The organism is Kitasatospora sp. NPDC004615, assembly GCF_042873545.1.
Lineage (GTDB): Bacteria > Actinomycetota > Actinomycetes > Streptomycetales > Streptomycetaceae > Kitasatospora.
The window spans coordinates 52,064-64,582 of the sequence record NZ_JBIALQ010000007.1 but is presented as its reverse complement, the minus strand read 5'-3'; the positions used below and the strand labels follow the sequence as shown (position 1 = coordinate 64,582).

7 protein-coding genes and 1 tRNA gene are annotated in these 12,519 nt (G+C 74.0%); 7 read left to right on the top strand and 1 reads right to left on the bottom strand.

Translation table 11 applies throughout. The features are described 5' to 3' along the window. Positions 1 to 152: 152 nt before the first annotated feature. The 5 genes from ACFYS8_RS23965 (at position 153) to ACFYS8_RS23945 (ending at position 10,170) form a co-directional block, all read left to right on the top strand. Entirely contained in the window at positions 153 to 1,496 is a 1,344-nt protein-coding gene (locus ACFYS8_RS23965; RefSeq protein ID WP_387644009.1) for a chloride channel protein, read from the top strand. A 427-nt stretch (positions 1,497 to 1,923) separates the two neighbouring features. Next, complete coding sequence (gene lanA, locus ACFYS8_RS23960) at positions 1,924 to 2,076, top strand: SCO0268 family class II lanthipeptide (RefSeq protein ID WP_387644007.1); 153 nt, start codon at positions 1,924 to 1,926, stop codon at positions 2,074 to 2,076. Positions 2,077 to 2,247: 171 nt separating this feature from the next. Next, positions 2,248 to 5,304 (top strand): lantibiotic dehydratase, encoded by a 3,057-nt coding sequence (locus ACFYS8_RS23955; protein WP_387644965.1) that lies wholly within the window; start codon positions 2,248 to 2,250, stop codon positions 5,302 to 5,304. A 196-nt stretch (positions 5,305 to 5,500) separates the two neighbouring features. Then, positions 5,501 to 6,847, top strand: coding sequence for a lanthionine synthetase C family protein (locus ACFYS8_RS23950; protein ID WP_387644004.1), 1,347 nt, complete (start codon positions 5,501 to 5,503; stop codon positions 6,845 to 6,847). A 419-nt stretch (positions 6,848 to 7,266) separates the two neighbouring features. After that, positions 7,267 to 10,170, top strand: coding sequence for a BTAD domain-containing putative transcriptional regulator (locus ACFYS8_RS23945; protein ID WP_387644001.1), 2,904 nt, complete (start codon positions 7,267 to 7,269; stop codon positions 10,168 to 10,170). A 69-nt stretch (positions 10,171 to 10,239) separates the two neighbouring features. Here the strand turns inward: ACFYS8_RS23945 and ACFYS8_RS23940 are convergent. Beyond that, a tRNA-Thr gene (locus ACFYS8_RS23940) sits at positions 10,240 to 10,316 on the bottom strand. A gap of 279 nt (positions 10,317 to 10,595) precedes the next feature. Here ACFYS8_RS23940 and ACFYS8_RS23935 point away from each other — a divergent pair. Both ACFYS8_RS23935 and ACFYS8_RS23930 read left to right on the top strand, forming a co-directional pair. After that, positions 10,596 to 11,684, top strand: coding sequence for an ABC transporter ATP-binding protein (locus ACFYS8_RS23935; RefSeq protein ID WP_387643998.1), 1,089 nt, complete (start codon positions 10,596 to 10,598; stop codon positions 11,682 to 11,684). A 183-nt stretch (positions 11,685 to 11,867) separates the two neighbouring features. Continuing rightward, on the top strand, positions 11,868 to 12,305 hold the full coding sequence (locus ACFYS8_RS23930) for a hypothetical protein (protein ID WP_387643995.1): 438 nt from the start codon (positions 11,868 to 11,870) through the stop codon (positions 12,303 to 12,305). Positions 12,306 to 12,519 lie beyond the last annotated feature (214 nt).

Sequence of the window (12,519 nt, the reverse complement as noted above, 5' to 3'; positions counted from 1 at the left end):
GCTGGGCCCCCTTTTGTCCACGGTACGACCGGTGCGGTGGGCCCGCGCGAGCGCCGCTCGCCCGTTCGGCGCGCCCGGATGGCCGGGGGTGGCGGGCGGCAGGACGGTCGGAGGAGGTGTGTGCGGGCGAGCGGGTGAGCAGGGGAGCGCAGATGGCAGAGCAGGCGGCGCCCGGGATTCGTGAGTTGCTCCACAGTCCCGGTTACCTGCGGTTGCTGCTGGTGTCCGCGCTGGTGGGTGTGCCGGTCTCGCTGGCGGCCTTCGGGTTCGTGAGCCTGGAGCACGAGTTGCAGCACTGGGTGTGGGAGTCGGCGCCGGAGGCCTTGGGGTACGGGCGGGCGCCGTGGTGGTGGCCGTTGCCGGCGTTGGCGTTGGCGGGTCTGTTGCTGGCACCGATCGTGACCCGGATGCCGGGGCGGGGCGGGCACGTGCCGGTGCACGGGCTGGGCGGGCCGCCGACGCTGCCGGTGGAGGTGCCCTCGGTGGTGCTGGCGGCGCTGGCGGCGCTGCCGCTGGGCGCGGTGCTGGGTCCGGAGGCGCCGTTGATGGCGCTGGGCAGTGGCCTGGCGCTGCTGGCGGTGGGCCGGGCGCGGCCGGAGGCCAGTCCGTTGCTGGTGCCGATGCTGGGTGCGGCCGGATCAACCGCGGCGATCTCGACGATCTTCGGAAGTCCGCTGGTGGCGGCGGTGCTGATGATCGAGGCGGCGGGTCTGGGCGGGCCGCAGCTGACCTTGCTGCTGTTGCCGTGTCTGCTGTCGTCGGGGGTGGGCGCGCTGGTGTTCACCGGATTCGGGCACTGGACGGGGCTGACGATCGGGGCGTTGCGGCTGCCGGAGGTACCGAAGGCGGCGCTGCCGGATGCGGCGGACTTCCTGTGGGGGGTGCCGCTGGCGATGGTGATCGCGGTGCTGATGGTCGCGGGGCAGACGCTGGGCCAGCGGTTCGCGGCGTTCACGGCGCAGCGCACGGCGGTGCGGACGGTGATCTGTGCGGTGCTGGTGGGTCTGTGTGTGACGGGGTACGCGGTGACGACGGGCCGGTCGCCGGAGGAGGCGGCGCTGTCGGGGCAGGCGACGCTGGGGCAGTTGGCGGCGGATCCGCAGGCGTGGTCGGTGGGGGCGTTGCTGGCGCTGGTGGTGTTCAAGGGGTTGGGCTGGGGGGTGGCGCTGGGGTCGCTGCGGGGTGGGCCGATCTTTCCGGCGGTGCTGCTGGGTGCGGCGCTCGGGGTGGCGGTGGGCGGGTTGCCGGGGCTGGGGGTGGCGGCGGGCCTGGCGGCGGGGTTGGCGGCGAGCACTGCGGCGGTGACCCGGTTGCCGGTGACGAGCACGGTGCTGGCGGCGGCGCTGCTGGGTGATCAGGCGGCGGATTCGCTGCCGTTGGTGATCGTCTGCGTGGTGGTGTCGTTCCTCACCGCGACGTTCGTGCACCGGGTGGCGGCGGACGCTTCGCACGGGCGGTCGGACTCGTCGCGGGCGGCCGGCGGGGCGGCCGACTGATCGGTTGCCAGCCGTCGGCCGGCAAAGTTTGAGTCAAAACGGTGAACCTCCGTTGAACCGGTCGTGGACTCCTGTCGCACCGGCCACACCACTCCCCTTCCCACCACCCGGGAGCAGGAGTGTTCATCGTTTTCACTACTGAAACCTGACCGCTCGCGGACAAGTCGGAACTGGACAGGGTGCGCACCCACCCGGTCGGGCCCGGCCGACCTGGCGATCACCGAGGAACCGCAGGTGGCAGGGGCCGTCGGGGCAGTCGGCGGCCGCCCGGCGGGCAGGCGCCGGCAGGTTGGCCAGGAGAGCACTCACCACATGGTGGGAAGCCGGGAAAAGTTGACCTCGGCGCCGAAAGCGAACCCCCGTTCGCAGCCGGCGCTCCGGCCGGGACACCGTTGCGGCCGAACCGACGAGCCCTCTGGAGGGGAACATGCGTAACGAGATCCTCGTGCAGCAGGACAGCGACCTCGACCTCGACCTTCGCATCGCGGAGGTCTCGGACGAGACCCAGGCGTTCGGCCAGGGCACCTTCACCTCTCCGAGCAGCTACGCCATCGGCACCCGCTGCCCGAAGTGCTGCTGACGTCACGTCGGTAGACCACGTGCGCGGGGCGGGCTGCGGCCCGCCCCGCGTTCTTCGTTCTCCGCAGTCTCCCGCAGCCGCAGTTGCCCGCCGTTTCCGACCGTGAGGGACACCACGAACGTGCGACCTGAGCAGGACCTGTTCGAGATCCGCGAGCCGGTGCTGGTGCGGATGGCCAGCACGCCCCGGACCGGTGCCGAGGCCCGGATCGACCCGGACGACCCTGTCCCGGGGGTGCGCCGGCTGGCCGCGAACCCGCTGCTGCGGCAGGCCGTCGAGGTCGCCAGCGGCAGCCTCGCGCTCAGCCTGCAGCGTCTCGGCGAGCCCGACGGCGCGGCCGCGCTCGGCCGGAAGCGGACCGTCAGCGCCGCCCGCACACTGACCCGCTACGCCCGCCGTTCGGGCGGCCGGCCCACGCCGTTCGGCCTGTTCGCGGGTGTCGGCCGGGCGAGCTTCGGGGCCGCCGCGAAGTCCTCGCCCGCCGGGGCCGGCCAGGTCCGGGTGCGCCTGGACGGCGGCTGGCTGCACCGCCGGGTGCTGGCCTGGCTGGCCGTGCCGGCGGTCCGCCGCCGGGTCGAGGTGGTGCTGGACGATCTGTCCGTGCTGCGCGACGGCCGCCTGCTGCGGCACACCGGCGAGCGCGAGCTCTCGGTGCGCGACAACGCGCTGGTGGCCCGGGTGCGCGAGCTGGCGGCCCGGCCGGTCGGGTACGCGGCGCTGCTGGACGACCTGGCCGGGCGCTTCCCGCAGCTGCCCGCCGAGCGGATCGACGCGCTGCTGGCCGGCCTCGTCCAGCACGGTTTCCTGCTCACCTCGCTGACCCCGCACCGGATCGACGACGCGCTGCTGACCCGGATCGAGTCCGCCGTCGACGGCGTGGTGCCGGGCGCGGCCGAGGGGCTGCGCGCCGTCCGCGCCGCCGCGGCCGCCCACGAACGCGACCGGCCCGGCGAGGGGCTGGAGTCCTGGCGGGCCCTGCTGGACGAGGTCCGGGCGCTCGACCCGGCCGACCGGGCCGGGGAGCGGCCGCCCGTCCAGGTCGACCTGCGGATGCCCGCCGACCTGGTGCTGCCCGAGGCGATCGGCGAGGAGGTGCGCCGGTACGCCGCCGCGATCTGGGCGATCACGCCCGAGTGGACCACGCTCGAGCACCTGCGCGACTACCGGGAGCGGTTCGTCGAGCGCTACGGCACCGCGAGCGCCGTCCCGCTGGGAGACCTCGCCGACCCGCACCGCGGCCTCGGCCTGCCCGCCGAGTACGGCGGCGCACTGCCCACGCACGCGCGCTCCGGGCCCGGCGACGACGCCGACCGCTCCCGTCGCAACGCCGTCGCCGAGCTCGTCCAGCAGGCCGTCATGTCCGGCCGCGACCTGGAACTGGACGACGCCGACATCGCCCGGCTCGCCGACGCCGCCGGCCACACCCCGGGCAGCAGCCGCCCGCCGCGCACCCTGGAACTCTGCTTCCAGCTGCTCGCCGACTCCACCGCCGCCCTCGACCGCGGCGAGTTCCTGCTGCTCGGCAGCCCGCACATCGGCTCCTGGACGGCCGGCGCCACCGCCGGCCGGTTCGCCGACCTGGCCGGCCTGACCGACGGCCTCGCCGCGCTCGCCGCCGGGCCGGACGAGTCCACCGAGAACGCTGCACTGCCCGTCCAGGTCGAGCTGGCCCCGCGCGACCCGCGCTCGCTGAACATCGTCCAGGTGCCGCAGCTGCTGCCGCACCGCCTGCCGATCGGGGTGCCCGCCGACCGCGGCGACCCGCACTGCCTGGACTGGCGCACCCTGCTGGTCGCCGCCGGCGAGGACGGGCTGCGCCTGCTGCACCCGGAGACCGGCCGCCAGATCGTCCCGGTCTTCCCGCACATGCTCGCCCTGGACGCGCAGGCCCCGCCGGTCGCCCGCTTCCTGTCCGAGCTGGCCGCCGCCCGCCCCCGGGTGTGGTCCGGCTGGGACTGGGCGGGCCTGGACACGCTGCCCTACCTGCCCGCCGTCCGCTACGGCCGGGTCCTCACCACCCCGCGCCGCTGGCTGCCCGGCCGCCGCCTGCGCGACGCCGCCCGCACCGCCGGGCCGGCCGCCTGGGCGGAGGGCCTGCGCGAGTGGCGCGAACGCTTCCGGGTGCCCGACCGGCTGCAGATCGCCAGCAACGACCGGATGTTCCCGATCGACCTGCGCGAAACCTGGGACACCGACCTGCTGCGCGCCGAACTCACCGCCCCCGAACCGCGGTTCCAGCTCTACCAGGACCTCACCGCGGACGGCGCCGGCCTCGGCTGGAACCACGGCCACAGCACCGAGATCGTCGTCCCGCTGTTCCGCGCCCCCACGCCGGAGCCCGCCGCCGACGGCCGCCCACCGCTCGCCAGGTCGGCGCTGCGCATCGCCCCGACCGCCGTCCATCTGCCCGGCGAGGACTGGCTGTTCGTCAAGCTGTACGCCGACCCGTCCGCGCACGAGACGCTGCTCGCCGACCACCTGCCCGCGCTGCTCACCGACCTCGGCGACGACATCGACCGCTGGTTCTTCCTCCGCTACCGCGACCCCGAACCGCACCTGCGGCTGCGCCTGCACGGCGACCCCGCCGTCCTGAACGCCCGGGTGCTGCCCGCGCTCGGCGCGCGCGTCCGGCAGCTGATCGGCACCGGCGCGTTGCGCACCATGGCGCTCGACGTGTACCGGCCGGAGACCGACCGCTACCTCGGTCCGGACGCCCAGCAGGCCGCCGAGGAACTGTTCCTGACGGACAGCCAGTCCGCGGTCCTCCAGTTGCAGGCCCGCCGCGCCGGGGCGGCCGCTGTGCCGGACGAGGTGCTGGCCGCCGTCGGCCACGCCGTGCTGCTGGACTCGCTCGGCGACTGGGACTGGTGCGGCTGGGCCGACCACCTGTTCAGCAAGGGCCCCGACCACCAGGTCTACCAGCGCCACCGCGCCCTCACCGACCGGCTGATCCGCCCCGGCGACGCCGCCCGGCACGCCGCCGAACTGCTCGGCGTCCCCGCCCTGGCCACCCTCTGGACGGACTCCCCCGCGCCGCGCGCCTTCGGCCGGCTGCTGCTGGCCGCGCCCGAGGCCGACCGCGACGAGGCCCTGATGTCGCTGCTGCACATGCGTCACAACCGGCTGTTCGGCAGCGACCCGGCCGCCGAGGCCCGCGGCTACGCCGTCCTGCGCGGCGCGGCGCGCTCCCTGCTCGGCCGCCGGGCCCACGCGGGCGGCGCGCAGTGACATGGCGCCAGCCACCGGGATTCGGCGGCGTTGTACACGGAGCCGGCGGAGTTGCGCGGGGCCAGAAGCGGCGCCGGCCCGTTGCGCCGCCCGGCGACGCGCCTTCGGCCTGCCTCGCCCGGACGTCCCCGGAGCCGCTCATGACGGCACGCCGCCTCTGCTCTGCCACCGTTCTCTTCGCCACCCGGAGCTCCTCATGACCGTCACCGAACCCACCGCCGCGCCCTCACACCGGGCCGAACTGCGCGAAGCGGCCGGGGTGATGTCCGACCGGATCCTCGACAGGCTCGCCGACCCCGCCGCCACCATGGCCGCCACCCGGATCCCCGCCGAGGCCGCCGACGACGGGGTCGCGGAGGGCGTGTGGGCGGAACTGACGCTCGGCAGCGGCAGCCCGGGCCTGTCGCTGGCGTTCAGCGGCGGCGCCCGGCCCGGCACCGACCGGACGGCGCGGGCGCACGGCTGGCTCGCCGTCGCCACCCGGGCCGCCGCCGACGGGAAGACCACCCCCAGCGGGATCTTCAAGGGCCCCGGGGCACTGGCGTTCGCCGTACTGATCGCCAACCGGGCCACCGGCGGCTACACCACCGCCCTGCACCGACTCGACGCCTACCAGCGGCAGTTGGTGCACACCGCGATGCCCGCCGTACCGGACGGGCCGCTCGCCACCATCGGCCACTACGAGGTGGTGCGCGGCATGACCGGCGTCGGCCGGTACCTGCTGGCCCGCGCCGAGACCTGCGGCGAGGAACTGGAGACCGTCCTCGGCTACCTGATCGAACTGGCCCGCGGCGAGACCGAGCACCGCGGCGTACGCGTCCCGCGCTGGTGGGCACTGGACGCGCCGCGGATCGGCTCCGAACACCTACTGCCCGACGGCCACCTCAACCTCGGCCTGTCGCACGGCGTCCCGGGCCCGCTGATGCTGCTCGCGCTGGCCTGGCGGGACGGCATCCGGCTGCCCGGCCACCAGGAGGCGCTGGAGAGCGCCGCCGAGCTGATGGTCCGCTGGGCGGTGCGCGACGAACACGGCCCGTACTGGCCGGGCTTCCTGGACCTCACCGAGTACCTGGCCGGCCCCGACGCCTACCGGAAGCCCCCCAGCTGGCCGTCCTGGTGCTACGGGGCGCCCGGCGTCTCCCGCGCCCTGCAGGTCGCCGGCGCGGTCCTCGACCGCCCCGACTGGACCGCGACGGCCCGCGACTCGGTCGAGCGGCTGCTCACCCGGCCGCTCGACGACTGGGGCATGACCGACCACGCGCTCTGCCACGGCTGGGCCGGCGCCCTGCACCAACTGGGCCGCCTGAACGAACACTTCGCCGATCCGCGGATCGAGCAGCGGCGCGACCTGATCGCCGCCCGGCTGATCGACTCGTTCGACCCGGACGCCCCGTTCGGCCTGCGCTTCAGCATGACCGCCAAGCCGTTCGCGTCCGACGTCTCCGGCTACCTGGACGGCGCCGCCGGCGTCGCGCTCGCCCTGGACTCCTACGCGTCCGGCGGCACCCCGCACGACTGGGACATGCCGCTGCTGCTCTCCTGAACGCCGACAAGGCTGAGCGCCGGCCAACGCTGAACGCCGGCAAAGCTGAGCGCCGACCAACGCTGAACGCCGGCAAAGCTGAGCACCGGCAACGCGCTTCGGAGTGGTACCCGCCCCCCGCGGGTACCACTCCAGCGCCCCCCAGCACGGCGATCCCCCCGTCGCCGCCGTGCGCTACCCCCCTCCGTCGACCCCCTGCGGTACCGGAGCAGCTCGGTACAGCCGGGGAAACGGCGGGCCCGTGGGCCGGCCGCCGGCGGGTGGACGGTCCACGACTCGGTCGTCGGTCCGAGTACCTCGACCCGGTCGCGTTCCGATGAGCACAGCCTGCGGTGGGCCGATAACCGGCAGCTAACATCTCCCTCACGTGCACCGGTGGGAGCCGGCGGAGACCTGCACGCGGCACGGGGAGCACACGGGTGCGGTTCGGATTGCTCGGCAGTCTGCTGGCGCAGGACGGCGGGCAGGACTGCCCGGTCCGCGGCCCGAAGGCCCGCGCCCTGCTCGCCGTCCTGCTGCTGCACGCCAACCGGCCGGTCTCGCTCGACCGCCTGATCGACACTCTGTGGGGCGCCCACGCCCCCGCCACCGCCGAAGCCTCACTGCGCAACCTGGTCGCCCGGCTGCGCCGCGCACTCCGCGACGAACCCGGCCAGCGCCTGCGGGCCGTCCCCGGCGGCTACCGGCTTGACGTCGCCGACGACGAGCTGGACACCCTCCGCTTCGAACAGGCCGTGCACCGGGCCCACGCCGCCCACCAGGCCGGGGACCTCCCGCAGGTACTGGCCGAAACCGCCGCCGCTCTCGAACTCTGGCGCGGCGAACCGCTCGCCGACGTCCCCGAACCGGCCGCCGACCACGCCGCCCAACTCGAACAGTGGCGCGAGAAGCGGCTGCAGGCCCTGGAATGGCGCTTCGACGCCGAACTGCGCCAGGGCCGCCCGCACGGCCTGATCGCCGAACTCACCGGCCTGGTCGGCGAACTCCCCCTGCGCGAGGCCTTCCACGGCCAGCTCATGCAGGCCCTCGACCTGACCGGGCGCCGCGCCCAGGCCCTCGCCGTGTACCAGCGACTGCGCCGCACCCTGGTCGACGAACTCGGCATCGAACCCGGCCCCGCCGTCCAGGAAGTGCACCGGCGCATTCTCGCCGACCCGCAGACCCCCGCCGCCGAAACCTCCAACACCCGCCCCAGACCGGCCCAACTCCCCTCCCCGCCCGCCCACTTCCTCGGCCGCGAGGACCAGCTCGACACCCTGCGCACCGCCCTGCTGACCCGCACCGACCGGCCCGCCACGGCCGTACTGAGCGGCATGGCCGGCGTAGGCAAATCCGCCCTCGCCCTGACCTGCGCCAACGCGCTGCGCGAAGAATTCCCCGACGGACAACTGTTCCTGAACCTGCGCGGCGCCACCCCCGGCCTCACCCCACTCGGCGCCCTGCCCGCACTCACCGCCCTGCTCCGCGGCCTCGGCATCGAATCGTCCGCACTGCCCGACGACCCCGACACCGCCGCCGCCCTGCTGCGCACCACCCTCTCCGGCACCCGCACCCTGCTGCTCCTCGACGACGCCGCCGACCTCGCCCAGGTCCGCCCCCTGCTGCCCGCCGGACCGGGCTGCGCCGTACTGATCACCGGCCGCACCCCGATGCTCGCCCTCGACGGCGCACTCCACCTGCGCCTCGACACCCTCTCCGAACGCGAAAGCATCGCCCTGGTCGAACGCACCGCGGGCCGCGCCACCGCCGACCGCACCGTCGTCGCCATCGAACAGGCCGACCTCGCCCGGCTCGTCCACCTCTGCGGCCGCCTCCCGCTCGCCCTGCGCATCGTCGGCGCCCGCCTGGCCGCCCGCCACACCCTGCCGGTCCGCGGCCTGGTCGGCCGACTGGAAGAGGGCACCGACCGCCTCGACGAACTCGAACTCGACGACCTGAGCATCCGCCAGTCGCTCGCCCTCACCTACGACTCACTCCGCGACTCCACCCGCCGCCCCGACCAACGCGCCGCCGACGCCCTCCTCGCCGTCGGCGCCCTCGACCTCCCCGAATACACCGCCCCCCTGCTGGCCGGCGTCCTCGACCTCACCCCCACCCAGGCCGCCGCCGCCCTCGACCGCCTCACCGAGGTCGCCCTCCTCGACGAACCGCGACTCGACCGCTACGTCCCGCACGACCTGGTCCGCGACTACGCCCGCGAACTCACCGCCGACGCGGAGCAGCGCGTCCGGCTCACCCGCGCGGCGCTCGAGTGGTACCTGGGCGCCGCGTCCGCCGTGGCACTGGCCCTGGACGCGGCCAAGCACCCGGACCGGCACTTGCCCGCTGTCGCCCCCGGCCGCGAACTCGACCGGGACGCCGCGCTGGCCTTCGGAGACGCCGAGTACGGCAACCTGCTGGTCCTGGTGGACCGGCTAGCCGCCGAACCGTGGGCTGCCGAGTACCTGCTCCCGGTGGTGCGGGGGCTCTTCCCCTATCTCCGCGCCCGCGGCCGCCACCCGGAACTCACCCAGCTCAACCAGACCGCCCTGCGAGTGGCCCGGCAGGCGGCCGACTCCACCGCCGAGGCGTACGCACTCGGCGACCTGGCCGCCGCGCACTTCGATGTCGGCCGCTACCTTCCCGCGCTCGACCTGATCGAGCAGAGCGAGGCACTGTGGCGACAGCTCGGCGACCAGCAGCGGGAACGCTACGCCGCCGGCAACCGCGGCATGCTGCTGTCCTCCCTGGGCCGCACCGAGGAGGCCCGGGCCGTCCTGGAACGAGCCGCCGAACTCGCCGAGGAGTACGGCGACGCCTTCAGCGCGGCCACCGTCCACTGCAACCTCGGCAACCTGATCGAAGCCACCGACCCGCACCTCGCCATCGCCCACCACCGCCGCAGCATCGAGGCCGGCCGCAGCGCCGGCATGACCGCGGCCGAAGTCTCCGGCCTCTGCAACATCGGCTACGCCTACCTCCGACTCGACGCCCCCGACGACGCCATCCACCACTTCGACGCCGCCCTCGCCTTCCCGCCCGGCACCGCCCCCTGGGACTTCCGACTCGAAGCCCACAAGGGCCGGATCGAGGCCCTCCGCCGACAAGGCCGCCTCGCCGAAGCCCTGACGGCCTGCCACGAACTCCTCGCCTGGACCACCTCCGTCGCCGAGGGCTACGGCACCGGCCTCACCGAGCACATCCACGGCCTCGTCCTGCGCGACCTCGACCGCCCCCGCGAGGCCGTCGCCGCCTGGCACACCGCCCTGGCCAGCCTCGCCAACGCCGACGTCCAACAGATCGCCGAAATCCACGCCCTCATCGCCGCCACCGAAAGCGCCTGACCCCACCAACGCCGAAGGACCGGCCCCGGGATCCCTCCCGGCGACCGGCCCTCCGTCAACCTCTGTACCTGGAGCCCCCTGTCGGGTTCGAACCGACGACCCCCGCTTTACAAGAGCGGTGCTCTGGCCAGCTGAGCTAAGGAGGCGCGGTAGCCGTCCGCGGGATCCGCGTCGGCACCAGTGGGCAGTGTACCGGGCGGGGGCGGGGCGATGCGGGCGGTTGAGGGGACGGGCGGGGGGTGGGCCGTGATCGGATCGATGCGGAAGTCGGGGGCGGGCGAGGGCTGACAAAAGAACGGGTCGGCGGGTACCGTCACGAGGAGCCGCGCCGGGGTCGGTGGTCCAGACCATTCGGGGCGGTGGAGACCACCCAACCTTTACTCGGATCGTCCGGCACGTTCCTGCCGGTGAAGGAGCGAAGCAGCATGGCTTCTGTGACGTACGACAAGGCCACCCGCGTCTACCCGGGTGCCGACAAGCCGTCGGTCGACGCGCTCGACCTGGAGATCGGCGACGGCGAGTTCCTCGTCCTGGTCGGCCCCTCCGGCTGTGGCAAGTCCACCTCCCTGCGCATGCTGGCCGGCCTGGAGGACGTGAACGGCGGCGCCATCCGCATCGGCGACCGCGACGTGACCCACCTGCCGCCGAAGGACCGGGACATCGCGATGGTGTTCCAGAACTACGCGCTGTACCCGCACATGACCGTCGCCGAGAACATGGGCTTCGCCCTGAAGATCGCCGGCGTCAACAAGGCGGACATCCGCACCAAGGTCGAAGAGGCCGCCAAGATCCTCGACCTGACCGAGTACCTGGACCGCAAGCCGAAGGCGCTCTCCGGTGGTCAGCGTCAGCGTGTCGCGATGGGCCGCGCGATCGTCCGCCAGCCGCAGGTCTTCCTGATGGACGAGCCGCTGTCGAACCTGGACGCCAAGCTCCGCGTCTCCACCCGCACCCAGATCGCCGGCCTGCAGCGCCGCCTGGGCATCACCACGGTCTACGTCACCCACGACCAGACCGAGGCCATGACCATGGGTGACCGCGTCGCGGTGCTCGACAAGGGCGTGCTCCAGCAGGTCGACGCCCCGCGCGCCATGTACGACAAGCCCGCCAACCTGTTCGTGGCCGGCTTCATCGGCTCCCCGGCGATGAACCTGGTCGAGGTTCCGCTGGTGGACGGCGGCGTGAAGTTCGGCGGCTCGGTGATCAACATCGACCGTGAGGACCTCTCGAAGGCCGGCTCCGCGAAGAACGTCGTGGTGGGCATCCGCCCCGAGCACTTCCAGATCGTCCCGGCCGGCGGTGTCGAGGGCGTCGCGGTCACCGTCAACGTGGTCGAGGAGCTCGGCGCGGACGGCTTCGTGTACGGCACCACCCAGGTGTCGGGCCAGGACAAGGACATCGTGGTCCGCGTGCACAGCCGGGAGATCCCGCAGCGCGGCGAGACCATCCACGTCGTCCCGGTCGGCAACGAGACCCACGTCTTCGCCACCACCGGCGAGCGCCTCAGCCGCTGACCGCCGGCCGCTGACGCGGCGCGCCGACCAACGCACCGGAACCCCCTGCCGACGGCCGTCGGCAGGGGGTTCCGCCGTTTCAGCCCCTCGCGTCAACCTGATGGCGGAACAAAACAGGACAGCGATCACTCGTTGGGGTAACGCGGCGCGCCCATTCCGCCACGCACCGCTACTCTCCTGTGCGTGAAACAGCTCGTTCGCCGAATCGGCCAGACCGTTGCCCTCACCCTGCCGGTGATCCTGGTGACCACCGGCACCCTCGCCGTCACCCGCGTCCCATGGGCCCCGCCAACGGCCCTGGACCAGCAGGTGGTCGCGGCCTCCAGCGGGGACGGCACCATCGGCCGGACCTCCACCTCTCCCAACACCCAGGGCCTGGCCGCGCAGGACGCGCTCCGGGTCGACCTGATGGAGGAGCTGAAGAACCACAACCCCGGCACCGCGCTCGACCTGCTGGAGCGCACCATGCGCGAGAAGCCCTCCCTTACCCCGTACTGCAGCGCCCTGGCCGGCGACCTCGGCCGCGCCGCGGTGAAGAAGTACCAGGGCGACGTCCAGCGCGCCCGCTCCTTCGCCCGCCCGGTCTGCGACGGCTCCTTCGCCGCCGGAGTGGTCGGCTAGACAGCAGCCGCCACCGGGAACCGCGCGAGAAACCAGGCACCCGTCAGCAAGATCGCGACGCAGGGCAATGACCTGCACGTGCTCGCGATCTTGCTGACGGGTGCCTTCCGTTTCGCGCAGCTCCCCACGCCCCCGGTTTCTCGCCCACCTGCCCGACCGAACCGAAGGGCCCCTTCCAGGAGGAGATCTCCCGGAAGGGGCCCTGCCGTACGTC

Excerpts from the sequence above, each read along its gene's own strand:
- ACFYS8_RS23965 (WP_387644009.1), top strand. The coding sequence starts at position 153 with ATGGCAGAGCAGGCGGCGCCCGGGATTCGTGAGTTGCTCCACAGTCCC.
- lanA (WP_387644007.1), top strand. The coding sequence starts at position 1,924 with ATGCGTAACGAGATCCTCGTGCAGCAGGACAGCGACCTCGACCTCGAC.
- ACFYS8_RS23955 (WP_387644965.1), top strand. The coding sequence starts at position 2,248 with ATGGCCAGCACGCCCCGGACCGGTGCCGAGGCCCGGATCGACCCGGAC.
- ACFYS8_RS23950 (WP_387644004.1), top strand. The coding sequence starts at position 5,501 with ATGACCGTCACCGAACCCACCGCCGCGCCCTCACACCGGGCCGAACTG.
- ACFYS8_RS23935 (WP_387643998.1), top strand. The coding sequence starts at position 10,596 with ATGGCTTCTGTGACGTACGACAAGGCCACCCGCGTCTACCCGGGTGCC.